Genomic DNA, 24,580 nt, shown 5'->3' with positions numbered 1-24,580 from the left:
AGCGCCATGATCAGCCGACGGTGACGTCGATGGTGTGCCAGCCGGAGGCGCCGTCGGGGACCGGCGGCGCCTGCTCGGACGTCTGCACCTCGCCGTCAGCGGTGGTGGCGCGGACCTGCAGCCGGTGGTCGCCCGGCTGCGCGTCCCACTCCCACACCCACTGCCGCCAGGTGTCGGCGCTGGGGACGGCGGCCAGCCGCGCGGCGTTCCAGTCGCCGTCGTCGACCCGCACCTCGACACCCTGGATGCCGCGGTGCTGCGCCCAGGCGACCCCGGCCACGGCGACGGTGCCGGCGTCGACGTGCGCGTGGCCCTTCGGCACGTCGATGCGCGAGGCCACCTTGACCGGGCCCTTCTCGGCCCAGCCGCGCGTCGTCCAGTAGGCCTCGAAGTCGTCGAACCGGGTCACCTCCAGCTCGACGACCCATTTGGTCGCGCTGACGTAGCCGTACAGGCCGGGCACGATCATCCGCACCGGGAAGCCGTGCGCCAGCGGCAGCGGGTCGCCGTTCATGCCGACCGCCAGCAGTGCGTCGCGCCCGTCGGTGAGGACGTCGAGCGGGGTGCCGGCGGTCCAGCCGTCCTGTGAGCGGGACCGGACGGCGTCGGCGTCGGCCCTGGGCTTCGCGAGCGCGAGGACGTCGGCGATCGGCACGCCGGTCCACAGCGCGTTGCCGATGAGGTGGCCGCCGACCTCGTTCGAGACGCAGTTCAACGTCAGCCACCGGTTCTCCAGGCCCATCGCGACGAGCTCGCCGTAGTCGAGCTCGACCTCGGTCTCGACCATGCCGTGCACCCGCAGCGTCCAGTCCTCGGCCCGGACCAGTGGCTCGGACAGCGCGGTGTCGATGCGGTAGAAGTGCTGGTTGGGGGTGCGCCACGGATCCTCCCCGGAGACGGAGAGGTCGACGCCGCGCGGCGGGGTCGCCTGGGGCAGGTCGAGGCTGGCCGCGAGATCGTCGCGGGACGTCTCGACGCCGGCCCGGCGCGCGCCGAGCACCTGGCCGAGCCCCGCGCCGACGACCGCGAGGCCGGCCGTGATGCCGGCGACGGTCAGGAACGAGCGCCGGGTCGGCGCGGGCCTCGCCGGCAGCACCGGCCCCGCGGGTGCGGGCGGTGCCGCCTTCCCGACCAGCCAGCTCAGCGTCGGCAGCGCCACCAGGCCCCCGGCGAGGGTCGGGATGAGGTCGGCCATCGTGGTGTCCGGCCGCGCGTTGACCGCCAGCCCGGCGACCACCAGCACCACGGTCGCCGCCAGCAGCCCGAGGCCTTTACTCCGAGCGGTGAGCAGGCCGATCAGCGCGCCCAGCACCACCAGCACCACGCCCATGCCCACGAGCAGGGCGGTCTTGTCGTGGGTGCCGAACGTCTGGATGGCGAAATCCTTCAGCCAGCCGGGCGTGTGGTCGATGAACACCTCGCCGACCGCCACCACCGGCGTCTCGGCCCTCCCCAGAGCACCGGCCACGACCTCCGCGACCGCCAGCCCGAGACCCAGCGCCACCACACCGGCCAGCGCCGGCGGCCACCACGGCCGCGCCGTCTCGGCATCGGTCGCCGGGTCGGGCGCTCGGTCGGGCGCTCGGTCGGGCGCTCGGTCGGGCGCGGGGTCGGACGCGGGGTCGGTCACCCTCCGATCATCCTCCCGGACGGTGCTCTTCGCCCACGTCGGCCCGTTTCGCCGGTTGGCCGGGGCGTCAGTGGGCCGGGGGCTTCAGTGGGCCGGGGTCGTCAGTGGGCTGGATCGTCAGGTGGCTGGGGCTCCCCGTCCCCCTGCCGCCCATTCTCTTGCCGCGACCGTGCGCCTCAAGCGGACTGACGGGCGCTTCGCGCCGACGACGACCGCTTGACCCGCACGCCCGCGGCCAAGAACGGGCAGCTATCAGGGGGACGGGGAGGATCTGGGCACGCCTCACTCCCCGCCTCACCCGCCACACACCCACCTCGCTCCCGCTTCGCCCCGTATATCGGAGTGTGGGCGGCGATGATCATCAACGATCCGCTACCTCACCAGGCGTCATCCCGCACCACCAGGCATGCACGCCTCGCAGAGCGAACACACGCCTGGGCATGGCTCCCGGATCGCCGGGATATCTCACCCCGTGGACACCCCACACCACCCCACCAGCCCTCACAGACCCCCGCCCGACCGGATCAGCGGCTACCCGTCCGTCTTCGACTGGGACGGCGGCACCGGCCCCGGGTCGAACTTCGACCTGTTCACCGACGGCGGCCGCGGCTACCTCTACTTCCGCACGTCCGTCGCCTACGGCCACACCCAGATCAACCGCATCGCGCTGGAGATCACGAACTACTGAGCCGACCAGCCACCGATCCGGCGAGACGGGGCCCCCAGACGCCCCGCCTCGCCGGATCGCGTGCGGCGATGATCATCAACGATCCGCGACCTCACCAGGCGTCATCCCGCTCTGCGAGGCATGCACGCCTCGCAGAGCGAACACACGCCTGGGCATGGCCCCCAGATCGCCGGAAAATCTCACCCCCTGGACACCCACACCACCCCACCGAACCCACTAACCTTACAGACCCCACCAGCCTCACAGGCACCACCAACCCCGCCCGGCCGGCAACCCCACCGATCCCACCAACCCGGCAGACGCCCCATCAACGACTCACGAACGCACCGCCGACGCCCCACCGGCACGCCCGACGCCCCGACCAACGCACCCAAAGCGTCCACCCCGACGCCCCACCCGTCGCCAGACTCCCCCCGTCCCCCCGGATAGCTGCCAGCACTTGGGCCGCGGGTACGCGGGTCACGTCCAAGGCCCCCGACCACCACACACAGCACCCAGCAGAGGCCGCGGACTTGAGGCGCGCACCCACGGCTCAAACGATGACGCGGCCCAAACAAGGAACAGCAGGGGGACGGGGTCACCCCGCCAACGGAACCGAACCCGGCGAACCCGCGAACCCCGGCCAACCGGCGAACCCGCGAACCCCGGCCAACCGGCGAACCCCGGCCAACCCCGGCCAACCGGCGAACCCCGGCAGGCTCACTCCGGATACCAAGCCGCCCGCCGCAGATCGACCCGCTCACCGTCCCGCATCAGCGAAACGCCACGGCCGGCCGCAGCCGCCGGGTCACAGCGTGGCGAGGCGCGTTGCGATGCCGCGGAAGGCCTTGCCCCGGTGCGAGATGGCGTCCTTCTCCGCCGGCTCCAGCTCCGCCGTCGTCCGCGTGGACCCGTCGGCCACGAAGATCGGGTCGTACCCGAACCCGTTGCTCCCTCGCGGCTCCCGCACGACGACGCCGTCGACGCGCCCTTCCGAGGTCCATGCGCTGCCGTCGGGCAGCGCCAGCGCCGCGACGCAGATGAAGGCCGCGTGCCGATGCGAGTCGGGCACGGTCGAGAGCTGCGCCAGCACCAGCCGCAGGTTCGCGCCGTCGTCGCCGTGGACGCCGGCCCAGCGCGCGGAGAACACACCGGGCATGCCGCCCAGCGCCACCACCGAGAGCCCGGAGTCGTCCGCCAGCGCGGGCAGCCCGGTCGCGCCGGCGACGGCGTGGGCCTTGAGCAGCGCGTTCTCGGCGAACGTCAGGCCGGTCTCCTCGACGTCGTCGACGCCGGGGAACTCCGAGACCGCCACCAGCGAGACCGGCACCCCGGCCGACGCCAGGATGCGGGAGATCTCCGGGACCTTGTGCGTGTTGCGAGTGGCGAGGACGACCTTGGGCATGCTCACCCGACCAGGGCCGCGTGCTGCAGGTCGGTCAGCTCCTTGCAGCCGGCGCCGGCCAGCGCGAGCAGGGAGTCGAGCTCCTGGCGGTCGAACGGCGCGCCCTCGGCCGTGCCCTGCACCTCGATGAACCGGCCGTCGCCGGTCATGACGACGTTCATGTCGGTCTCGGCGCGGACGTCCTCTTCGTAGCAGAGGTCGAGCAGCGGCTCGCCGTCGACGACGCCCACGGAGATGGCCGACACGGAGTCGGTCAGCACCTTCTCGGTGGCCAGCAGCTTCTCCTTGCGCATCCACTCGACGGCGTCGTGCAGCGCGAGGTAGGCGCCGGTGATGGCCGCGGTGCGGGTGCCGCCGTCGGCCTGGAGCACGTCGCAGTCGATGACCAGAGTGTTCTCGCCGAGGGCCTTGGTGTCGATGATGCCGCGCAGCGACCGGCCGATGAGCCGGGAGATCTCGTGCGTGCGCCCGCCGATGCGGCCCTTCACCGACTCGCGGTCGGAGCGGGTGTTCGTCGACCGCGGCAGCATGGCGTACTCGGCCGTCACCCAGCCCAGGCCCGAGCCCTTGCGCCAGCGCGGCACGCCCTCGGTGACCGACGCGGCGCAGAGCACGCGGGTCTTGCCGAACTCGACGAGCACCGAGCCCTCGGCGTGGTCGAGCCAGCCCCGGGTGAGCCGGACGGTGCGGAGCTGATCGGCGCTGCGGCCGTCGATACGGGTCATGCCGCCCAAGCTATCGCCTCGGCGGCGGCCGCAGCGCCGACCCCCGCTCAGAACGTCCGGATCGCGATCTCCGCCGGCGCCGAGAACAGCGACACCAGCTCGTCGTCCAGCTTCACCAGCGTGATCGAGACGCCGGCCATGTCCAGCGACGTGCAGTACTCGCCGACGTAGTTGCGCCCGACGTTGATGCCGCGGTCCGCCAGCTGCTGGTGCGCCCGCCCGTAGAGCAGGTACAGCTCGCTGACCGGCGTGCCGCCCAGCCCGTTGATCATCAGCGCCACGTTGTCGCCGCGCTCGTACGGCAGGTCGGTGACGACCGCCTCGAGCAGCTCGTCGACGATCGCGTTCGCGTCGGCCAGCTTCTCCCGGCGGCGGCCCGGCTCACCGTGGATGCCGACGCCCATCTCCATCTCGTCGTCGCCGAGGTCGAACAGCGGCGAGCCCTTGGCCGGCGGCGTGCACGACGTCAGCGCCATACCCATGGTCCGGGTGACGGAGTTGACCTTGTCGCCGATGCGTACCAGCTCGTCCAGCTCCGCGCCCTGCTCCGACGCCGCACCGACCGCCTTGATGACGAAGAAGTTGCCGGCCACGCCGCGCCGCCCGACGGTGTACGTCGAGTCCTTCACCGCGACGTCGTCGTCGACCACGACGGTCTTGATCGTGACGCCCTCAGCCTCGGCCAGCTCGCGGCCCATGTCGAACGCCATGCGGTCGCCGGTGTAGTTGTTGATCAGGTGCAGCACGCCCTTCGGCGTGTTCAGCAGCTTGCTGGTCTCGAGGACGTAGTCCATCGGCGGCGCGGAGAACACGTCGCCGGGACAGGCGGCGTCGAGCATGCCCTTCCCGACCACCATGACGTGCGCCGGCTCGTGCCCGGACCCGGAGCCCTGGATGATCGAGACCTTGTCGTCGCTGGGCGCGTCGGCGCGCATGATCAGGTTGTAGTCGGGCACGTAGCGCAGCGTGTCCGGGTTGGCCAGCGCGATGCCCTGGAGCATCTCCGGCACGAACCGCTTCGGGTCGTTGACGAACTTCTTCACGGCGCCTCCTCCGGCGTGGTGGGCGGGGTTGTGGCGGGAGACGTGGCGTGGTCCGCCCATCCCCCGGCGACTCGTTCGGCCATCACGGCGACGGCGACGGCGCCCGCGTCGAGCGTGCCGATGCTGCGTTCCCCCGTGTACGCAGCTCGGCCTCGTTTCGCGATCAGCTCGCGGGTCGCCTCGGCCCGCTCGCGCGCCGTCGCCGCCGCCGCGTCGAGAGCGGTCTGCGCGTCCGCGCCGGCCGCCAGTTCGGCGTCCAGCCGGTCGACGGCCGGGACCAGCGCGTCCAGCAGCGTCTTGTCACCGATGTCGGACTGACCGCGGGTCTTGATCCCCTCGATCGCCGCGCGCAGCATCGCGAGCGCGTCGGCCGCGGTGACGGCGGTCCTGTCTCCGGCCGTCGACCCGGCGCGGAGGAACGCCGTCCCCCAGATCGGGCCGGAGGTGCCGCCGATGCGGCCGGTGATGGTGATCGCCACCTTCTTGAGGAAGGTGCCGACGTCGGTGCGGTCGATGGTGTCCCAGTCGGCCAGCACGATCTCGAAGCCGCGGGCCATCGAGTAGCCGAAGTCGCCGTCGCCGACGACGGCGTCGAGATCGCCGAAGTACGTCTCGTTGTCGACGGCGGTCTGGGCGATCGTGTGGACGACGTACTCGACGGCCGTGAAGCTCGGGTCCATCTATGCCTCCTTCAGCAGCGCGGCCACGTCGTCGATCGTGATCCAGCCGCCGGGCCGGGCCGCGGAACGATTGGCCAGCACGGTCGTGTGCTCGCCGTCCGGGTCGCCCAGGCTGCTGACCACCAGCGCGGCCTCGGAGAACTCCTCGTGCTCGGTGTAGCCGTTGACCGTGACCAGGCAGGGCAGCCCGGCGCCCGCGGCCGCGAGCAGCCCGTTGCGGCTGTCCTCGACGACGACGACGGCGTCCGGCTCGGCGCCCAGCCGGTCCAGCGCGAGCTGGTAGATGTCCGGCGCGGGCTTCTTGCGCGGCACGACGTCGCCGGCCAGGACGGTGAAGTCCGCGGCCCGCCCGGTGCCGACGACGTGTTCCAGGACGGCGCGCACGGACGGCTCGGCGGACGTCGACGCGACGGCGAGCGCCCAGCCCGCGTGGTGGGCGTCGTCCACCAGCCGTCTGACACCGGGGCGGCCGGGCAGCCGGCCGTCCGCGACCATCGCCGTGTAGATCTCCGTCTTGCGCCGATGCCAGCGCGCGAGCACCTCGCGCTGCCCGTCCGGGTCGGCCGGCAGCCCGTTCGCCGCGACGAACTCCGGCGTCAGCAGGCTGGCCATGCGCTCCTTGCCCCCGCCGATCAGCAGCTTCCGCGCGTACTCGTCCTCGCTCCACCGCACCGGCAGGCCGAACTCGGCGAACGTCTGGTTGAACGCGGGCAGGTGGCCGTAACGCTCGGTGTCGGCGAGCACGCCGTCGCAGTCGAAGACCAGCGCCGGCACGCCGTCACCACGCCTTCCCGGCGCTGCCGAACGTGCGCATGAAACCGGCCGCCAGGTCCAGCACGTCGGCGCGGACGGCCTTGAACAGCGACGGCGGGTCCCAGCTGTCGCGCGCCTCGGCGGCGTTGAGGAACTCCAGGTTCGAGCGCATGTACGTCACCTTGAGCGCGGTCGAGATGTTGACCTTCGCGCAGCCGCGGGCGATGAGGTCGGCGAACTGGACGTCGGTCATGCCGGTGCCGCCGTGCAGGGCGATCGGGATCGGCTCGGCCGCGACGATGTCGCTGACCCGCTGGGCGTCCAGCTTCGGCTCGGCCTTGTAGCGGCCGTGCGCGTTGCCGATGGCGGGTGCGAAGACGTCGACGCCGGTCGTGCGGATGAACGTCAGCGCCGTCTCCAGCGACTGCCGTTCCGCCTCTTCGTCCGACCCGATGCCGTCCTCGACGCCGGTGATCGACTCGATCTCGCCCTCGACGTGCGCGCCGACGGCGTGCGCCTCGGCGACGACCTCGACCGTCTGCCGCTGGTTCTCCTCCACCGGCAGCGCGGAGGCGTCGAAGAGCACGCTGTTCCAGCCCTTGCGCAGGCAGTCGCTGATGACCTCGCGCTCCGGGCAGTGGTCGAGGTGCAGGGCGACGGGGACCTCGATGCCGGCGGTCGTCTCCCGCCACATCGCGTAGAGCAGGTCCAGCCCGATCGACTTCACCGTCTTCACCGAGGTCTGGACGATCACCGGCGCCCGCACCTCGACGGCCGCCGCGAGCACCGCCTCCAGGCTGAGGTCGTTGACGATGTTGATGGCCGCGACGCCGTAGCGTTCGGCGAAGGCTCGGTCCAGGATCTCCCGCGTCGGCACCACCGGCACCGGCCCACCCCCTTCCGTCCTGCCGTCGACGCTAGGCCCGGGCCGGGAGCGGGCGCCTCGGGGAACCTCCCCGTCTGTGTGCGGGGTTTCCCTACCTTGCCGCTCGGGCTGCGACCTCGGTGCGGCTGCTGGCGCCGGTCTTGCGCAGGACGGCGCCGACGTGCTTCTCGACGGTCTTGACCGAGATGCTCAGCCGCCCGGCGATCTGCTTGTCGCGCAGCCCACGTTCGAGCAGGTCGCGGACCTCACGCTCGCGGACGGTGAGCGCGGCGCCGTCGGCCGCCGGAGCGGGCGGCCGGGGCAGGGCGTCGCTGACGCTCGCCGACAGCGTGATGCCGCCATGCGCCGCCGCGAGCACGGCACGGGCCAGCTCCGGACCGTCGGCGTCCGGTCCGACGCAGCCGCGGGCGCCGGCCCGCAGCGCCTGCCCGACCAGCGGGTCGCCGGAGCGGGCGCCCAGCAGTACGACCGCCGCGCCCGGGTCCTCGGCGACCAACTGCCGCGTGCACTCGACGCCGTCGTGACCGCCCAGGTAGGCGTCGACCAGCACGACGTCCGGGCGCAGCAGCCGGTACGCGTCGAGCAGCGCGGGCGCGGTGTCGATCTCGGCGACGACCTGCACGCCCGGCTCGGCGGCGGCGAGCAACCGGGCCAGCCCGGCCCGGGTGACCGCCTGGTCGTCGACGACGAGGACGCGCAACCGGTGGGCGGCGCTCCCGGCCGGGTCGCCTGACTCCGGCGGCTGGTACGGCAGGCTCGCGCGGATCTGCGTCCCCCAGCCCGGCGTCGACTCGACGTCGACACTGCCGCCGTGAGTTCGCGCCCGGGCGACGATGCCGCGCAGCCCGAACCCGTTGCCGGACTCGCTGTTGCGGTCGAAGCCGCGGCCGTCGTCCTGGACCATCAGGACCAGCTCGTCCGGTCCGTACACGACCCCCACCCGCGCCGACGACGCCGCCGCGTGCTGGACGATGTTCGTCAGCGCCTCCTGGACGATGCGGAACGCCTGGTGCGCCACCTCCGGCGTCAGCGGCGCCGGCTGTCCCGCGACGACCAGCTTCGCGTCGAGGTTGCCGGTGGCGCGGGCCCACGCGATCTCGACACCGATGGCCTCCTCCAGCGAGTGGCCCTCCAGCAGCGACGGCGGCAGCCCCAGCGCCGTGCGCCGCGACTCCGCCAGCGCGCCGCGGGCCGCCTCGCGCGCGGCCGCCAGCTCAGCGCCGTCCGGACCGGTCGCCGCCACGCCCTCCAGGTGGACGAGCACGGCGGCCAGCCCCTGCGCGACGCTGTCGTGCACCTCTCTGACCAGCCGCTCCCGTTCAGCGGCGGTGGCCTCGGCGCGGGTGCGCTCCTCCAGCTGCTCGTGCATGCGCGCGTTGACGATCGCGATGGCGGCGTGCTTCGCGAACAGCTCCAGCAGCCGCGCGTCGTCGTCGGTGAAGATGCGCGCCGGGTCGCGGCTGAACACGATGCAGGTGCCGATGACGCTGCCCCGCCAGGCGATCGGCACCCCGATCACCCCGTGCAGGGTGGCGCGGTCGGCCGCTCCGACGTGTCCGCCGGGGACCTGCGAGTACTCGGCGAAGATCACCGGCGTCCTGGCGGCGACGACGGCGCCGGTCATGCCCTCGGAGAGCGGGAAGCTCCGGCCGGACTGGCAGGCGATGCCGAAGTCGGCCTCTTTCCGGTAGACGCCCGCGGTCTCGTCGACGCTGCAGATGGACCCGGCGTCGCAGCCGAGCAGCTCGACGGAGCGGCGCAGGATGCGGTCGAGCAGCGGGCGGAGGGAGAACTTCCCGGCCAGATCCTCGACCACCGACGCCAGCGCGTCGGCGCGTGCCTCAGCCGTGCGGTCGGTGTCCTGACGGCGTCGGCCCACGGCACCTCCACGGCGGTGTGGGAAGCTCTCGCTCTGGCATCGTACCCGCCACGACCTGGCTCGACGGGGTTCCAGGGGCCGCCGATCGACCGAATCGCCTGCGTGCCCGCCGGTGTCCCGGATACGTTCGGGACCGTGCAGCGCAGGGCGGCACCGAGGCATCGCCGGGCACCCCGGACCGGGGTCCCCGGCCGCCGCACGCTGTTCGCGGCCGCCGGGCTGGCCGGCGAGCTGTTGTTCACCGCCGGCGCGCTGGTGCTGCTGTTCGTCGTCTACACGTTCTGGGGCACCGGCCTGCAGACCGCGGCCGCCCAGGACGACCTGCGCGACCAGTTCCAGCAGCACCTGCTCACCCGTTCCGGCGCGCCGGCGGACACCGAGACCGACGACGAGGAGGCCGAGCCCGAGCCGGAACCGGAACCGCTCGAGCTCGGAGACGCCTACGGGATCCTGCGCATCCCGCGCTTCGGCGACGACTGGGAGCGCATCGTCATCGAGGGCACCGACCCGGAGGACCTCAAGGACGGGCCCGGCCACTACGTCGACAGCGTCGATCCCGGGCAGCTGGGCAACTTCGCCGTCGCCGCGCACCGGTCCGGGCACGGCGAGCCGTTCGCCCGGTTCGCCGAGCTGCGCGAGGGCGACGTCGTCGAGATCGAGACGATCGACGGCGTGTTCCGGTACGAGCTGGACGACGCGCCCGACGGCGACGCCGACGGCAACGTCATCGAGGCGACCGAGCTGTGGGTGGTCGACCCGGTGCCCGGCGAGCCGGCCGAGACCGAGCCGGACGAGGCGCGGCTGACGCTGACGACGTGCTGGCCGCGGTGGGGGTCGGAGAAGCGGATGTACGCGACCGGCGTGCTCGTCGACGAACGACCACGCGATCAGGAGTGACGGTCGTCCCCCGGGGGGTGTCGCGAAAACCTGTTGGCCACCCGCGGCAGCCGCTGCTACCTTCCCGGAGGACGTGCAGGAGAACGAGGAGGTGGTACCCGTGAACGCAGTGTCGACGTGGGTGCTCCCCTCCGGGGTCACGGTCGGGCGATAGGTCGTCCGGGAGCGCCGTTCAGCAGCACTCCCGAAAGGCACGACCATGCAGTTCACTTCCGAACGGCGCCTCGACGACGGCGTCCTCGAACGCGAGTTCGTCCTCGGCGAGATCCCCGGCGTCCTGTGGACGCCCCGATCCGCATCCGCATCCGCACCGGCGCCGCTGATCCTGGCCGGCCACCCCGGCGGACTGCCCCTGATGTACCCCCGGCTGGTGGCCCGGGCCCGGCACACCGCGGCCGAGGGCTTCGCCGCGGCCACCATCGAGCTTCCCGGGAGCGGTGATCGGCCCCGGTCCGCCGCCGCCGAGGAGGCCCGCGCCGACCTGCGCCGGGCGGTGCGGGCCGGTCGGCCCGTCGACGACGAGATCGTCGACCGGCTCGTCCTCCCGCTGGTCGAACAGGCCGTCCCGGAATGGCGGGCCGCCCTGGACGCGCTCCTTCCGCTGCCCGAGATCGGCGGCCCCGTCGGGTACGCGGGAGGGGTGATCTCCATCGGCATCCGGCTGGCGGTGGTCGAGCCGCGCATCTCGGCCGCCCTGCTGTTCGCCGGGAGCTTCGTCCCCCGCACCATGGTCGAGGAGGCTCGGCAGGTCACCATTCCGCTGCTGGTCCTCCTGCAGTGGGACGACGAGGGAAACGACCGGCAGCAGGCCCTCGACCTGTTCGACGCCTTCGGCTCCGAGGAGAAGACGCTGCACGCCAACCTGGGCGGGCACACCGGCGTCCCGCGGTTCGAGGGCGACGACGGGAACCGGTTCTTCGCCCGGCACCTGACGTGAGGCCGGCCCGTCGGACCAGCGGCGGACGCCAGGAACTGCCGGCGGGAACGCCGCTCATCGAGGAGAGCAGCCGTCAGCGAGACGGGCCATCACGAGGCGTTGTGGTGCATCACGAGGCATGCATGCCTGGTGGAGCGGGAGAACGCCTGGTGTTGTGCGCGCACTAGTAGAGCGTCAGCGGGTAGACCTCGAAGATCGAGCCGTGGGTGCAGCCCAGGCGGGCGCCGGCGGCACGGGCGAAGCCCTCCAGGAACTCGCGCGGTTCCGGGTGCCCGGGCAGCGCGCCGAGGTAGCCGGCGTGCGCCTCCAGCGACCGGACGCCGAGGTCGAACGTGTCGGTGATGTCGGCGCAGTGCCCGGCCTCCGGCGAGCCGGCCGCCCAGATGGCCCGCACCTTGTTCCACGGCTCCAGGCCCTCGTCGAGCAGCTCGGTGAACACCCACCGGTTGCCGGCGTCGCGGGCGCCGTCCAGCACGGCCCGCCCGACGGCGATGTGATCGGCCTGGTTGAGGATCACCCCGCCGAACGTCTCGTGGAAGTTGCCGGTGATGACGATGTCGGGACGGTGCCGGCGGATCGCCCGGGCGACGTCGCGGCGCAGCGGCAGGCCGTACTCGACGACGCCGTCGGGATGGCCGAGGAACTCGACCTCGTCGACGCCCACGACGGCCGCGGCGGCGCGCTCCTCCTTCTCGCGCAGCGGGCCGGTCTGCTCCGGCGGCATGGAGTCGATGCCCGCCTCGCCGCTGGTGACCATGCAGTACACGATGCGCTTGCCCTGCCCGGTCCACCGCGCGATGGCCGCGGCGGCGCCGTACTCGACGTCGTCGGGATGGGCGGCGATGACCAGCGCCCGCTCCCAGTCCTCGGGCAGCGGCTGCAGCGGCGTCGTCGGCATCGGCAGCGGCGGCTCCGGCTGCTGCGGCGCGTCCTCGTGCTCCGTCATCAGACCTCCCAGTGTCCCCCCGGCACGGCGAGCTCGACCGGCCCGTCGTACACCGCGCTCGCGTGCTCGGCCGCGCGCCGCGGATCGCCCCATGGTGGCACGTGTGTGACGACCAGTCGACGGGCTCCGGCGGCGGCCGCGTGCTCGCCGGCCTCGCGCCCGGTCAGGTGGATGCCGGGCGGGTTGTCGCCGCCGTCGGCGTAGGCGGCCTCGCACAGGAACAGGTCGGCGTCGCGGGCCAGCTCGACCAGTGCCGGCGTCGCGGCCGTGTCGCCGGAGTACACCAGCGACCGGCCGTCGTGCTCGACCCGGACCGCATACGCGGGCACGGGGTGCCTGACCGGCACCACCCGCACCGTCAGCGGCCCGACGCTGAAACAGTCCGCCGGGTGGTCGCGGAAGTCGAACTCGCCGGACAGCCCCGGGTCGGGCTCCTTGCCGTACGCCGCGGCCATCCGCTCGGCCGTCGCGGCCGGGCCGAACACCGGGATCCGCCGCGACGACCGCACCCCGTAGCGCAGCGCGACGTACAGCCCGCACAGGTCCATGCAGTGATCCGGGTGCAGGTGGCTGAGCACGATGGCGTCCAGGTCGGCCAGGCCGGCCACGCCGACCAGCCGCTGCAGCGGGCCGAGCGCGCCGTTGCCGAGGTCCAGCACCAGCCGGACCCCGTCGGCCTCGACCAGGTAGCCGGACGCGGGCGAGCCGGGCCCCGGCATCGAACCGGAGCAACCCAGGACGGTGAGCCTCAAGAGCCGACCGCCAGATCGCGGCCGACGACCGGCAGCTCGGACGTCTCCTCGACCGACGCGATCTCCGGGCCGAGGAACCGGCGGCCCAGCTCGCGGAACGGCCGGGCGTCGCCGGTCGAGCGGAACTGGTGCGTCGGCGCCGGCAGCTCGTCGGACCGCATGAGCCGGTGGTCGACGAGCGTGCGGTAGACGTCCTTCGCGGTCTCCTCGGCGCTGCTGACCAGCGTGACCGCCTCGCCCATGACGTACGAGACGACACCGGTGAGCAGCGGGTAGTGGGTGCAGCCGAGCACCAGCGTGTCGACGCCGGCCGCGCGGACCGGCTCGAGGTACTCCCGCGCGACGGACTCCAGCTCCGCACCGTGGGTGATGCCGGCCTCGACGAACTCGACGAACCGCGGGCACGCCTGCGTGGTGATGCGCAGGTGCGGCGCGGCGGCGAAGGAGTCCTCGTAGGCACGCGACGTGACCGTGGCCCGGGTCGCGATGACGCCGACGTGGCCGTTGCGGGTGGCGGCGACGGCGCGGCGGACGGCCGGCTGGATGACCTCGACGACGGGGATGTCGTAGCGCTCGCGGGCGTCGCGCAGGACCGCGCTGCTGGCCGAGTTGCAGGCGATGACCAGCATCTTCACGCCCTCGGCGACGAGAGTGTCCATGACGTCGAGGGCGTACTCGCGCACCTGCGCGATCGGCCGCGAGCCGTAGGGTCCGCGTGCGGTGTCGCCGACGTACAGGACGGGCTCGTGCGGGAGCTGGTCGAGCACGGCCCGGGCGACCGTCAGACCGCCCACTCCGCTGTCGAAGATCCCGATCGGTGCGTCGTTCATCGTCGCAAGAGCGTACGCCGAGGGGCGGACGCTGACGCCCGGACGTGGCGAACGCCACGCCGCGGCGGGACCGTCGCGGCTACGCCCGGCGGTAGTCGAGCACCACGTGGCCGCTGCCGAACGACTGCACGTCGGTCAGCTCGAACGCCGCCGGCGCGAACCCCGCCGTGAACAGCGGCACCCCGGCCCCGGCGACCACCGGGTACTGCTTGACCACCATGCGGTCGATCTCCGGCAGCAGCGCGCCGGCCAGCCCGGCGCCGCCGGCGAGGTAGATGTCGAGCTCGGAGTCCTCAGCCTTCAGCTTGCGCACGAACTCGACCGGGTCGCCGCCGACGACGGTGACGGCGGGATCGGGCGACTCGAGCGACCGCGACACGACGTACTGCCGCAGGTGGGCGTACGGGCTGGTGATGCCGACGTCGAGGGCCGGCTGATAGGTGCGCCGGCCCATGACGACGGTGTCGAAGCGCGAGTTCGGGACGTCCGCGATGCGCCCGAGCTGCCGGGCGTGGCTCGGCAGGGCGTCGCCGTACTGCGCGAACATCCAGGTCGTGTACTCGTCGGACATGGGGAAGAAGTCGACCTCGTCGCCGGGACCGGCGATGAACCCGTCGATGGACTGACCGATGTAGTAGACCAGCTCGCGCATCAGAGCACCGTACGTCAGGCCCAGAGCTGGCCGTCGAGCCGGTCCTCCGCCTCGTCGACGGTGCCCTCGTAGGCGCCGGTGGAGAGGTACTTCCAGCCGCCGTCGGCGACGATGAACGCGATGTCGGCGCGCCGGCCGCCCTGGACCGCCTTGCGGGCGATGCCGAGCGCGGCGTGCAGCACGGCGCCGGTCGAGATGCCGGCGAAGATACCCTCGTGTTCGAGCAGCTCGCGCGTGCGCTGAACGGCGTCGTGCGGGCCGACCGAGAAGCGCGACGTCAGCACCGACTCGTCGTACAGCTCCGGCACGAACCCCTCGTCGAGGTTGCGCAGCCCGTAGACCAGCTCGCCGTAGCGCGGCTCCGCGGCGACGATCTGCACGTCGGGCAGCTTCTCGCGCAGGTAGCGGCCGACCCCCATGAGCGTCCCCGTCGTGCCCAGGCCGGCGACGAAGTGGGTGATCTCGGGCAGGTCCTCGAGCAGCTCCGGGCCGGTCGTCTCGTAGTGAGCGAGCGCGTTGCCGGGGTTGCCGTACTGGTAGAGCATGACCCAGTCGGGGTTGGCTCGCGCGAGTTCCTTCGCGACGCGGACCGCCTCGTTGGACCCGCCCGCGGCCGGCGACGGGATGATCTCGGCACCCCACATGCGCAGCAACTGGCGCCGTTCCTCGGACGTGTTCTCGGGCATGACGCAGACCATGCGGTAGCCCTTGAGCTTCGCCGCCATGGCCAGCGCGATGCCGGTGTTGCCCGACGTCGGCTCCAGCAGGGTGGCGCCGGGTGTGAGCCGTCCGTCGGCCTCGGCGGCCTCGATCATCCGCAGCGCCGGGCGGTCCTTCACCGAGCCGGTCGGGTTGCGGTCCTCGAGCTTCGCCCACAGCCGCACCTCAGGCGACGGCGACAGCTTCGGCAGCCCGACCAGCGGTGTCCGGCCCAGCGAGTCGAGGAGCGAGTCGTAGCGCATGGTCGCTGTTCAGCGGGTGGACGCGCCGCCGGCGACCGCCGGCAGCACCGTGACGGAGTCGCCGTCGGACAGCGCCGTCTTCTCCGCGCCCAGGAACCGGACGTCCTCGTCGTTGACGTAGACGTTCACGAACCGGCGCAGCGTTCCGTTCTCGACCAGCCGGTCGCGCAGCCCCGGATGCCGCGACTCGAGGTCGTCGATGAGCGCGGTCAGGGTGTCACCGGTGCCCTCGACGGTCTTCGCGCCACCGGTGTACGGGCGCAGGATCGTGGGGATACGGACCTCGACGGCCATCGGACGGCTCCTGGACTCTCTGTGGGGGACGTTATTCACCGCAACGGCGGCTGGTGGCCCATCATTCCCCATCGATGACCTGGACCTCTTCCTCGGTCACCACGCCGTCCACGATCCGGAACGAGCGAAACTCGTGCGTGTCGTCGTCGCGCGTCGACACGAGGACGTAGTGCGCGCCCGGCTCGTTGGCGTACGCGATGTCCGTCCGCGACGGATACGCCTCGGTGGCGGTGTGCGAGTGGTAGACGACGACCGGCTCCTCGTCGTTGTCGTCCATCTCGCGGTAGAGGCGCAGCAGGTCCATCGAGTCGAACTCGTAGAACGTGGGTGAGCGGGCGGCGTTGAGCATGGGGATGAACCGCTCCGGACGGTCGGTGCCGGCCGGGCCGGCGATGACCCCACATGCCTCGTCGGGGTGGTCCTTGCGGGCATGCTCCACGATGGCGTCGACGAGGTCACGGCGGATGCTCAGCACGCTTGAAGGATACGGAGCCTGGTCAGCGGCGTGCCGCCCGGGCTGCTCGGTCGCCCCGGCTGCTCGACCGGGCTGGAAATGATCACGTTCAGCACCCGTGCTCACGCTTCACCAGGCATCCAGGCCTCGTGAACCAGGAGAACGCCTCGTCCGACGCCTCTCGCCGCGCCGCAAATCGTCGACACCACCAGCGAACTCAGCCCCGCCACGTCCACCATCGAGAAGCGCCGGTGTCCGAGCGCCCAGGACGGACGCGTGGCTAGTCGAGGGCCGAGGACAGGGTGCGGACCAACGTCTCCTGGACCCAGCCGAGCCAGTCGTACACGTCGTGGACGTGGCGGCGGGGGTCGTTCTCGTCGAGGGAGAGCCAGTCGTCCTCGTCGCTCTCGGCGACGCCGAGCCGGGTGCCCAGGGCCAGGCGCAGGTCGGTCAGCGTGCGCAGCCAGGCCTCGGACTCGTCCTGGTCCAGTTCGATGCGGATCTTCTCGCGGCTCTTCGCCGGCGGCCCGGCGCCGTCGGCCGTGGCGAGGGAGGCCAGCACCGTCGCCGCGGTGGCGGCCTTGCGGTCGCGCAGGCCGCGCTCGGTGAAGCGGCGGAAGTCGGAGGCCGCTTCGGAGTCCTCGCGATAACCGTCGGGGAAGAGGCGGAGCAGCACGGGGTCGGTCGGGCGGGACGCGGCGTCGTCGGCCAGGCCGAGTTCGGCGGCCCAGCGGTCACCCGCGGTGAGGTCGGCCGGGTCCTCGCGCACCAACTCGAGCAGCTGACCCACCAGGGAGCGCAGCAACTCGACCTCGACAACGTGGAACGACGCGGCGACGACGCCCCCGCGGGCCCGACGGAACGCGGTGCTCAGACTCGGTCCCCCGCCTTCTGCAGCGTGGCCCACAGACCGTACGAGTGCATGGCCTCGACGTCGCGCTCCATCTCTTCACGCGTCCCGGAGGACACGATGGCCTTCCCCTTCTCGTGGACGTCGAGCATCAGCTTCTCGGCCTTGGTCTTCGGATAGGCGAAGTATGCCTGAAAGACGTAGGTGACATACGACATGAGGTTGACCGGGTCGTTCCAGACGACCGTCACCCACGGAACGTCCGCCTTCGGAAGCTCGGCAGCCTCCGGGCGTTCGATCTCGACGGGTGCGGTCATCACGGCCCCCAATGGTGTCATCTTCCGGCCATCACCCCGCGCCGTCCTGCGCTGACATGCGCAACTATGCTCCAGACCCGCGTTGTTCCCGCCGGTCCACGACATCTCATCATCCACCCCACGCCACGCCTTCGCCAGTCTCCACGGGATCCGGGCCATTCGTGGCGCAGCCGCATACTCTGGTGGTTGTGTCGGCTACGACGGCCCTGCTCACCGACCATTACGAGCTGACGATGCTCCAGGCGGCGCTGGCCCGGGGCACCGCCGGACGACGCTCGGTGTTCGAGGTGTTCGCCAGACGCTTACCCGGTGGACGCCGTTACGGCGTCGTCGGCGGCACCGGCCGGCTGCTCGACGCGCTCGAGGCCTTCCGATTCGACGACGACGCGCTCGGCCATCTGGAACGCCACGCCGTCGTCGACGGGCCGACGCTGCAGTGGCTGTCCGGCTATCGGTTCACCGGCGACGTGTGGGGGTACGGCGAAGGCGAGGCGTACTTCCCCAACTCACCGCTGCTGATCGTCGAGGCCTCGTTCGCCGAGGCGGTCGTGCTCGAGACGCTGGCGCTGTCGGTGCTGAACTTCGACTCCGCCATCGCCACGGCGGCCTCCCGCATGACGACGGCGGCGGGCGACCGGCCGTGCATCGAGATGGGCTCGCGCCGCACCCACGAACGGGCCGCCGTCGCCGCCGCGCGCTCCGCCTACATCGCCGGCTTCTCCACCACCAGCAACCTCGAGGCCGGCCGCACCTACGGCGTCCCGACGACGGGCACCAGCGCGCACTCGTTCACACTGCTGCACGACACCGAGCGCGACGCGTTCACCGCACAGATCGACTCCCTCGGCAAGGGCACCACCTTGCTGGTCGACACCTACGACGTGGAAGAAGCCGTGCGGCTGGGCGTCGAGATCGCCGGGCCGGAGCTGGGTGCCGTCCGGCTCGACTCCGGCGACCTGCTGCCGCAGGCCAAGGAGGTCCGCGCGCTGCTGGACTCCCTGGGCGCCCGCGACACCCGCATCGTCGTCACCAGCGACCTCGACGAACACGCCATCGCCGCGCTGGCGGCCGCGCCGGTCGACGCGTACGGCGTCGGCACGCAGCTGGTCACCGGGGCCGGCTCCCCCACGGCGGGCATGGTCTACAAGCTGGTCGCCAGGTCCGACGGCGACGGCACGCTGGCCCCGGTCGAGAAGAAGAGCGCGGGCAAGGTCAGCCACGGCGGCCGCAAGTACGCGCTGCGCCGCCGCAATGCCCGCGGCATCGCCGAGGCCGAGGTCATCGGCGTCGGCCACGAGCCCGCCGACGCCAGCGCCGAGGTACGTTCCTCAGCCGAAGGCGCCGAATTTCTGGCCGACCGGCCGTTGCTGGTCCCCCTGGTGCGCGACGGCGAGATCGTCGGCCGCGAGCCGCTGGCCGTCGCCCGCGAGCGGCATGACCGGGCCCGCGCCGAGCTGCCCCGCACCGCGCTGAAGCTGTCGCGCGGTGAGCCAGCCATCCCCACCCGCTGGGAGGACCCCCTATGAAGCGCGCACTCATCGTCGTCGACGTCCAGAACGACTTCTGCGAGGGCGGCAGCCTCGCGGTCTCCGGTGGCGCGGACGTCGCCTACAGCATCGCCGAGGTGCTCAAGGCCTGGACCGAGGGCGACCCGTGGGAGCGCCGCTACGACTACGTCGTCGCCACCCGCGACCACCACATCGAGCCGGGCGAGCATTTCTCCGAGGACCCCGACTACATCGACAGCTGGCCGCGGCACTGCGTGGCCGGCACCGACGGCATGGCGTTCCACCCCAACCTCGATCCGCAGCCGTTCGACGCGGTCTTCGACAAGGGCCACTACGAGGCCGCCTACTCCGGCTTCGAGGGGACGTCACACGACGGCGTCACTCTGGCCGACTGGCTGCGGGCGCACGAGGTCGGCACGGTCGAGATCGCCGGCCTCACCACCGACCACTGCGTCCGGGCCACCGCGGTCGACGCCGCCGGCGCCGGCCTGGAGACGACGGTGCTGCTGCACCTGACGGCCGGGGTCGCTCCGGGCACGACGGCGGCGGCGCTGGACGCGATGCGCGCAGCCGGCGTCCGGCTCGAGGGCGAGCCGATCCTCCGCTGAGACGTCACGACCCGCGCCGGGTACGTCTCACCGCGCGCCGCGGAAGTGCGCGGCGCAAGGCCAGTAGGGGCGGGCGCGTCGGTGACTGGCACGTCCGCTACCGCGCCTCGGAGCTCGTCGGCCCGCGTACAGCTGGCAGCTCTACGTCCGGACCTGACCGGCCGATGCCTCGCGGGCGTCGAGCAGCTCGTCCCAGTGATCGGCGCTCCATGCGCACAGCGCCTCGATGACCGGCAGCATGCTCTGCCCGAGCGGCGTCAGCGCGTACTCGACGTGCCGCTCGGGGCCGGGCCGCTCGGTGCGCACGACGATTCCGTCGCGTCGCAGGTGGCGCAGCGACGTGGTCAGCGACTGCGCGCTGACCGAGCGCAGCGGAACCCGCAGCTCGGAGAACCGGCGCGGACCCTGCTCGAGGCAGCGGATCACCATGCCGGCCCACTTGTCGGCGAAGCGCAGCGGCATCAGCGTCGACGGGCAGACCGGGTCGAACATGTCGGGATCGAGCGGCGTCGGCATGCCTCCACCGTACTGACCTGCATGCTCACCCCGAGCTGACCAGGCGGGCGTCTAGCGTCCGCGGCATGACGAGAATCGTGGTGTTCGGAGCCGGCGGACGAGCCGGGCGGGCGGTGCTGGCCGAGTCGGTCGGCCGTGGCTGGGACGTGACGGCGGTGGTCCGCGACCCCGCGCGGCACGCGGACCTGTCCGCTGACGGAGGCCGGGTCACGCTCGCGGCCGGCGACGTCACCGACGCGGACGCCGTCGCGCGGCTGGCCGAGGGACACGACGCGGCCGTCCACGCCGCCGCCTCGCTCTCCGTCCCGGCCGCTGATTTCTTTCCCGCCGCCGCGTCGGCGCTGCTCACCGGGCTGGCCGAGGCGGGGACGGCCCGGCTGGTGGCCGTCGGGCTGGCGTCGCAGCTGCCGGACGTGACGGGGAGGCCGCTGATCGACGCGCCCGGCTACCCGACGGAGTACCGCGACTTCATGCTCGGCCACGGCGCCGGGCTGGACGTGTTCCGCACCGCCGAGACGACCGTCGACTGGCTGGTCGTCGCGCCCGCCGGCGACTTCGACCACGGCGGCACGCCGGCCGGCGGGTACCGGATCGTGCCCGGCGACGCCGCCGCGCGGATCACCTACGCCGACCTCGCCGTGGCCGTTGCCGACGAGATCGAGGCGCCGCGGCACCACCGGCTGCTGCTGGGGTGTGCGGCCGGCGTCTCGGCCGGCGCCCGGTAGGCCACGGACCCGGGCGACACGCCCCGGTCGAGAGGGCTGGATAGGGTCGGCAGACGTGACCCCCGCCGTCTGGATGATCGCCGGAGCGCCCGGCGCCGGCAAGACCACCGTCGCCCGGAAACTGGCCGCGCGTCTCGACCCCGTCCCGGCGCTGCTGGACAAGGACACCGTCTACGCGCCGTTCGTGGTCGCGACGCTGGAGGCCAACGGCCGGCCGTTCGGCGAGCGCGAGGGCCCCTGGTACGACGAGCACATCAAGGTGCACGAGTACGCGGGGCTCGCCGACACCGCCAGGGAGGTCCGGTCGGCCGGCTGCCCGGTGATCCTGGTCGCCCCGTTCACCGGGCAGACCCGCGACCTCGACGCGTGGGCGGCCTACGTCGAGCGGCTCGGCGGTGACCCGGTGCGCCTGCTGTGGGTCCGGTCGGACGGCGACACGCTGCGCGAGCGGATCCTCGGCCGAGGCCACGACCGCGACGGCCAGAAGCTGGCCAACTTCGCCGACTTCACCGCAGCGACGTTCCCGGACGTCCCGCCGCCGGCGCCGCACACCGAGATCGACAACCGGCGCGGCGCTCCTCCGCTGGACGACCAGCTGGCCGCGGCGGTCGCGGCGGCCTGACGCTCGGGCGGCCCGGCGTGGTCGGCGGGCGCGCCCGGCAGGCCGAGCCGGTGAAGTCGCGCGGCCCTGTCGGTGCCCGCCCGTAGGGTGGGACTCCCTCCCAGCCGGGCGGGGACCCACCTCGCCGAGACAAGCCCGGCACGCCGACAACGAGCCCCCGGCACGCCGACAACGAGCCCTCGGCATGCCGCGAACGGGGCCAGGCACGTCGAGACGGCGGGTCGCCGCGCGGGCAGTGTGCCGAGAACTACGGGAACAGCCGCTCCAGCACCTGGGCGACACCGTCGTCGTCGTTGGAGGCGCAGCGGTGGGAGGCGGCGGCGACGGCGTCCGGGTGGGCGTTGCGGACGGCGTAGGACGTGCCGGCCCAGGCGAGCATCGGCACGTCGTTGGGCATGTCGCCGAATGCCACGACGTCGTGAGCGTCGACGCCCAGGGATCCGCAGAGGGTGGCCAGAGCGGACGCCTTCGAGACGCCGGCCCGGCTGACCTCGAGGACGGGCGCGTGGCCCGAGTAGGTCGCGGCCGCCAGCGAGCCGACGACGGCCGCCGCACGTGAGACGAACTCGGCGGCGGACAGCGAGGGGTGGGTCACGACGAGCTTCGAGACGGGCTCGGCGAGCAACTCCTCCAGCGAGGCGATGACGGTGCCGTCGGGCTCCGGCCACGTGCCCCGGAACGAGGGCTCCTGCCCGAACGTCAGCCGCCGCTCGATGGCGAAGGTCGCGCCCGGAACACTGGCCCGGATCGCCCGCGCCACCTCCAGCGCGACATCACCGGGCAGGCCGTGCTCCTCGACCACCTCGCGCCTGCGCACGTCGTAGACGAGAGCGCCGTTCGCGCAGATGGCCAGCCCATGTGACCCGACCTCCGAGGCCAGGACGTCGATCCAGCGCGGCGGCCGCCCGGAGACGAACACGACGGTCGCGCCGGCGTCCTCGGCCCGGGACAGCGCCGCCCGGGTGCGCGGCGACACCGTCCCGTCGCTGCGCAACAGGGTGCCGTCGAGGTCGGTGGCGACGACCTTCACGGCTGCGTCAGCCCGGACTGGACGGCGAAGACCACCAGCTGGGCGCGGTCGCGCGCGTGCAGCTTCACCATGGCCCGGCTCACGTGGGTGCGGACCGTGGCGGGGCTGACCACCAGCTCGGCGGCGATCTCGTCGTTGGAACGGCCGGTGGCGACCCACCCGACGATCTCGCGCTCGCGCTCGGTGAGCCGGGCCAGCTCCGGGTGCGGCGCGCTGGCCGGCGCCTCACGCCCGCTGAACTGCTCGATGACCCGCCGGGTGATCGACGGGGAGAGCAGGCTGGCGCCGTCGGCGACCACCCGGATGGCGTGCAGCAGCTCGTCGGGCGGGGAGTCCTTGAGCACGAACCCGCTGGCGCCCCCGCGCAGGGCCTCGAACACGTACTCGTCCAGCTCGAACGTGGTGAGCACGATGACCTTGACGTCGGTGAGCGCGGGGTCGGCGGTGATCTCGCGCAGCGCGGCCAGACCGTCGAGCACCGGCATGCGGATGTCCATCAGCACGACGTCGGGCTTCGTGCGCCGGACGAGGTCGACCCCGGCCCGGCCGTCGGAGGCCTCGCCGGCCAGCTCGGTGTCGTCCTCGGTCTCGAGCAGTGTGCTCAGGCCCATGCGGACCAGCGCCTGATCGTCGACCACCGCCACTTTGATGACACTGCTCACGTCGTCGGTCATGTGGTCGATCCTGACAGGTCCGGTTCGCGGTCGGCACCGGCCAGGGGGAGGCGGGCGTGGACGGCGAACCCGCCGCCGGTGCGCGGACCGGCCTGCAGCCGGCCGCCGACAGCCTCGGCGCGGGCCCGCATGCCGGCGATGCCGGTGCCCGAACCGTCGTCCTCCGGCGGCTCCTCCCCCGACGACGACGGCGACGACGGCGGGGACGGCTGCGCAGCACCGCCGACGCCGTTGTCGCTCACGTCCACCAGCAGCTCGTCACCGGAGCGGCGGATGTGCACCTCGGCGCGAGTGGCCCCGGCGTGCCGCAGCACATTGGTCAGCGACTCCTGCACGATGCGGTACGCCGCGACGTCGACGTCCGGCGGCAGGTCGCCGTCGGTGGTGCCGGACAGGTCGGCCACCACCTCGACACCGCCGGCCCGGATGCGCTCCAGCAGCACGCCGACCTCGGCCAGCCCGGCGACCGGGCGGCGCGGCGCAGCGTCGGTGACCGGGCTGCGCAGCACCTGCAGCTCGGCCCGCAGACCGTCGAGGGAGGACCGGCTGGTGTCGCGGATCGCCTCCAGCGCGGCGCGCACCTTCTCGGGGTTGCGGTCGAGGACGTGCAGCGCGACGCCGGCCTGCATGGCGATGACCGCGAGGCCGTGGCCGACGGAGTCGTGCAACTCCTGGGCCATCCGCAGCCGTTCCTCGGACACCGCGCGGCGGGCCAGCGCGGCCCGGACGTCGGCCTGCGACTCGCGCCGGGTCTTCAGCGCCGCGCCGATGGCCAGCGGCGCGCCGAACAGCGCCAGCGACGCGATGGCCCACGCAGCGCCCTGCCGCCAGACGTTGTCGCCGGAGTCGTCGAGCAGCCGCACCGTCGACACCACGAAGAAGATCGCGTAGTAACCGCCGCCCCAGCGCACCGCCGAGCGCAGCGGCAGCTGGTAGCCGAGCGTGTACATGACCACCGGGACGGTGATCATGATCGGTCCGTACGCGTAGTCAGCGGCCAGATACGCCAGCACCGCCGCGCCGTTGATCAGCAGCGTCGTGCGCGGATACCGCCTGCGCAGCACCAACGCCAGCGCGGCGACGACCACCAGCGTGTAGGCGAACACGCCGGGCTCGCGCGCCCACGTCTGTCCCTGCGACGCGCCGTGCGTGCCGCCGACGCCCAGCACGACCAGCGCCAGCGCGATGCCCGCGTCGATCAGCCAGGCCCGTACCCTGTCCATGCCCTCGACCCTAGGACCGGCGGCGTCCGCGCGGCGTCGGCGACGCGGCGTAACCGGACTACGCGAATCTGCGTAGACGCGATGCCGCTCTGCGGACGACGCGGGTGACGGCGGC

28 protein-coding genes are annotated in these 24,580 nt (G+C 72.8%); 7 read left to right on the top strand and 21 right to left on the bottom strand.

All coding sequences use genetic code 11. The annotated features are described in order from the left end of the window. Positions 1-10 precede the first annotated feature (10 nt). Positions 11-1,630 carry a molybdopterin-dependent oxidoreductase gene (locus tag DZA62_RS30215; protein ID WP_116952677.1) on the bottom strand — a complete coding sequence of 540 codons (1,620 nt, stop codon included), beginning with the start codon at positions 1,628-1,630 and terminating at the stop codon, positions 11-13. Positions 1,631-2,102: 472 nt separating this feature from the next. On the opposite strand from DZA62_RS30215, the gene DZA62_RS36020 reads away from it, so the two are divergent. Continuing rightward, positions 2,103-2,318, top strand: a complete 216-nt coding sequence (locus tag DZA62_RS36020; protein ID WP_157988001.1) for a hypothetical protein — start codon at positions 2,103-2,105, stop codon at positions 2,316-2,318. A gap of 787 nt (positions 2,319-3,105) precedes the next feature. Here the strand turns inward: DZA62_RS36020 and rdgB are convergent. From rdgB to DZA62_RS30175, 7 genes are all read right to left on the bottom strand, one after another. After that, on the bottom strand, positions 3,106-3,702 hold the full coding sequence (rdgB, locus tag DZA62_RS30205) for an RdgB/HAM1 family non-canonical purine NTP pyrophosphatase (RefSeq protein ID WP_116952676.1): 597 nt from the start codon (positions 3,700-3,702) through the stop codon (positions 3,106-3,108). Positions 3,703-3,704: 2 nt separating this feature from the next. Beyond that, positions 3,705-4,427 (bottom strand): ribonuclease PH, encoded by a 723-nt coding sequence (gene rph, locus DZA62_RS30200; RefSeq protein ID WP_116952675.1) that lies wholly within the window; start codon positions 4,425-4,427, stop codon positions 3,705-3,707. Positions 4,428-4,474: 47 nt separating this feature from the next. After that, positions 4,475-5,470 (bottom strand): dihydroxyacetone kinase subunit DhaK, encoded by a 996-nt coding sequence (gene dhaK, locus DZA62_RS30195; RefSeq protein ID WP_116952674.1) that lies wholly within the window; start codon positions 5,468-5,470, stop codon positions 4,475-4,477. Next, positions 5,467-6,150, bottom strand: a complete 684-nt coding sequence (gene dhaL, locus DZA62_RS30190; RefSeq protein WP_116952673.1) for a dihydroxyacetone kinase subunit DhaL — start codon at positions 6,148-6,150, stop codon at positions 5,467-5,469. Before dhaL ends, dhaK begins: the two co-directional genes overlap by 4 nt. Then, positions 6,151-6,924 (bottom strand): HAD-IA family hydrolase, encoded by a 774-nt coding sequence (locus tag DZA62_RS30185; protein ID WP_116952672.1) that lies wholly within the window; start codon positions 6,922-6,924, stop codon positions 6,151-6,153. Between the two features lie 4 nt (positions 6,925-6,928). Beyond that, positions 6,929-7,789: a class II fructose-bisphosphate aldolase gene (locus DZA62_RS30180; protein ID WP_116952671.1), complete on the bottom strand. Its 861-nt coding sequence runs from the start codon at positions 7,787-7,789 to the stop codon at positions 6,929-6,931. Between the two features lie 91 nt (positions 7,790-7,880). Further along, entirely contained in the window at positions 7,881-9,668 is a 1,788-nt protein-coding gene (locus tag DZA62_RS30175) for a hybrid sensor histidine kinase/response regulator transcription factor (RefSeq protein WP_198664359.1), read from the bottom strand. Between the two features lie 135 nt (positions 9,669-9,803). Between DZA62_RS30175 and DZA62_RS30170 the strand changes: the two genes are divergently transcribed. After that, positions 9,804-10,565 (top strand): class E sortase, encoded by a 762-nt coding sequence (locus DZA62_RS30170; RefSeq protein WP_157987999.1) that lies wholly within the window; start codon positions 9,804-9,806, stop codon positions 10,563-10,565. Between the two features lie 199 nt (positions 10,566-10,764). After that, the gene (locus DZA62_RS30165) at positions 10,765-11,502 is read left to right on the top strand and encodes a dienelactone hydrolase family protein (protein WP_116952669.1); all 738 of its coding nucleotides are present in this window, start codon (positions 10,765-10,767) and stop codon (positions 11,500-11,502) included. 163 nt (positions 11,503-11,665) lie between these two features. Here DZA62_RS30165 and DZA62_RS30160 read toward each other — a convergent pair whose 3' ends face one another. The 9 genes from DZA62_RS30160 to clpS all read right to left on the bottom strand — a co-directional run bounded on the left by DZA62_RS30160 (position 11,666) and on the right by clpS (position 17,571). Then, the gene (locus tag DZA62_RS30160) at positions 11,666-12,448 is read right to left on the bottom strand and encodes a PIG-L deacetylase family protein (protein WP_198664358.1); all 783 of its coding nucleotides are present in this window, start codon (positions 12,446-12,448) and stop codon (positions 11,666-11,668) included. Further along, positions 12,448-13,200, bottom strand: coding sequence for an MBL fold metallo-hydrolase (locus tag DZA62_RS30155; RefSeq protein WP_116952668.1), 753 nt, complete (start codon positions 13,198-13,200; stop codon positions 12,448-12,450). Before DZA62_RS30155 ends, DZA62_RS30160 begins: the two co-directional genes overlap by 1 nt. Then, positions 13,197-14,030 carry a glutamate racemase gene (gene murI, locus DZA62_RS30150; protein WP_116952667.1) on the bottom strand — a complete coding sequence of 278 codons (834 nt, stop codon included), beginning with the start codon at positions 14,028-14,030 and terminating at the stop codon, positions 13,197-13,199. Before murI ends, DZA62_RS30155 begins: the two co-directional genes overlap by 4 nt. A gap of 79 nt (positions 14,031-14,109) precedes the next feature. Beyond that, the gene (locus tag DZA62_RS30145) at positions 14,110-14,682 is read right to left on the bottom strand and encodes a dihydrofolate reductase family protein (RefSeq protein WP_116952666.1); all 573 of its coding nucleotides are present in this window, start codon (positions 14,680-14,682) and stop codon (positions 14,110-14,112) included. A gap of 14 nt (positions 14,683-14,696) precedes the next feature. Continuing rightward, entirely contained in the window at positions 14,697-15,644 is a 948-nt protein-coding gene (locus tag DZA62_RS30140) for a PLP-dependent cysteine synthase family protein (RefSeq protein ID WP_116952665.1), read from the bottom strand. Between the two features lie 9 nt (positions 15,645-15,653). Continuing rightward, complete coding sequence (locus DZA62_RS30135; protein ID WP_116952664.1) at positions 15,654-15,938, bottom strand: MoaD/ThiS family protein; 285 nt, start codon at positions 15,936-15,938, stop codon at positions 15,654-15,656. A gap of 61 nt (positions 15,939-15,999) precedes the next feature. Beyond that, positions 16,000-16,413, bottom strand: a complete 414-nt coding sequence (locus tag DZA62_RS30130; protein WP_116952663.1) for a Mov34/MPN/PAD-1 family protein — start codon at positions 16,411-16,413, stop codon at positions 16,000-16,002. A 259-nt stretch (positions 16,414-16,672) separates the two neighbouring features. Next, the gene (locus tag DZA62_RS30125; RefSeq protein WP_116952662.1) at positions 16,673-17,299 is read right to left on the bottom strand and encodes a DUF2017 domain-containing protein; all 627 of its coding nucleotides are present in this window, start codon (positions 17,297-17,299) and stop codon (positions 16,673-16,675) included. After that, the gene (gene clpS, locus DZA62_RS30120; RefSeq protein WP_116952661.1) at positions 17,263-17,571 is read right to left on the bottom strand and encodes an ATP-dependent Clp protease adapter ClpS; all 309 of its coding nucleotides are present in this window, start codon (positions 17,569-17,571) and stop codon (positions 17,263-17,265) included. The genes DZA62_RS30125 and clpS overlap by 37 nt, the downstream gene beginning before the upstream one ends. 221 nt (positions 17,572-17,792) lie before the next feature. On the opposite strand from clpS, the gene DZA62_RS30115 reads away from it, so the two are divergent. Both DZA62_RS30115 and DZA62_RS30110 read left to right on the top strand, forming a co-directional pair. After that, positions 17,793-19,085: a nicotinate phosphoribosyltransferase gene (locus tag DZA62_RS30115; RefSeq protein WP_408619952.1), complete on the top strand. Its 1,293-nt coding sequence runs from the start codon at positions 17,793-17,795 to the stop codon at positions 19,083-19,085. Next, complete coding sequence (locus DZA62_RS30110; protein ID WP_116952659.1) at positions 19,082-19,675, top strand: isochorismatase family protein; 594 nt, start codon at positions 19,082-19,084, stop codon at positions 19,673-19,675. Before DZA62_RS30115 ends, DZA62_RS30110 begins: the two co-directional genes overlap by 4 nt. 141 nt (positions 19,676-19,816) lie before the next feature. On the opposite strand, the gene DZA62_RS30105 is transcribed toward DZA62_RS30110, so the two are convergent. Then, positions 19,817-20,191, bottom strand: a complete 375-nt coding sequence (locus DZA62_RS30105; RefSeq protein WP_116952658.1) for a winged helix-turn-helix transcriptional regulator — start codon at positions 20,189-20,191, stop codon at positions 19,817-19,819. A 65-nt stretch (positions 20,192-20,256) separates the two neighbouring features. On the opposite strand from DZA62_RS30105, the gene DZA62_RS30100 reads away from it, so the two are divergent. Together DZA62_RS30100 and DZA62_RS30095 are read left to right on the top strand one after the other, a co-directional pair. Continuing rightward, a complete protein-coding gene (locus tag DZA62_RS30100; protein ID WP_116952657.1) occupies positions 20,257-20,916 on the top strand; it encodes an NAD(P)-dependent oxidoreductase in 660 nt (219 codons plus the stop codon). Positions 20,917-20,971: 55 nt separating this feature from the next. Beyond that, on the top strand, positions 20,972-21,538 hold the full coding sequence (locus DZA62_RS30095; RefSeq protein ID WP_198664356.1) for an AAA family ATPase: 567 nt from the start codon (positions 20,972-20,974) through the stop codon (positions 21,536-21,538). Positions 21,539-21,785: 247 nt separating this feature from the next. Here DZA62_RS30095 and DZA62_RS30090 read toward each other — a convergent pair whose 3' ends face one another. The 3 genes from DZA62_RS30090 to DZA62_RS30080 are packed head-to-tail and all read right to left on the bottom strand — an operon-like array spanning position 21,786 to position 24,465. Then, positions 21,786-22,568, bottom strand: a complete 783-nt coding sequence (locus DZA62_RS30090) for an HAD family hydrolase (RefSeq protein WP_116952656.1) — start codon at positions 22,566-22,568, stop codon at positions 21,786-21,788. Then, entirely contained in the window at positions 22,565-23,242 is a 678-nt protein-coding gene (locus tag DZA62_RS30085; RefSeq protein ID WP_116952655.1) for a response regulator transcription factor, read from the bottom strand. Before DZA62_RS30085 ends, DZA62_RS30090 begins: the two co-directional genes overlap by 4 nt. Further along, entirely contained in the window at positions 23,239-24,465 is a 1,227-nt protein-coding gene (locus DZA62_RS30080; protein WP_116952654.1) for a sensor histidine kinase, read from the bottom strand. Before DZA62_RS30080 ends, DZA62_RS30085 begins: the two co-directional genes overlap by 4 nt. Positions 24,466-24,580 lie beyond the last annotated feature (115 nt).

The organism is Jiangella endophytica (assembly GCF_003427025.1).
Taxonomy (GTDB): domain Bacteria; phylum Actinomycetota; class Actinomycetes; order Jiangellales; family Jiangellaceae; genus Jiangella; species Jiangella endophytica.
The sequence above is the reverse complement of the archived record's forward strand: the minus strand, read 5'-3'. Positions and strand labels throughout refer to the sequence as shown.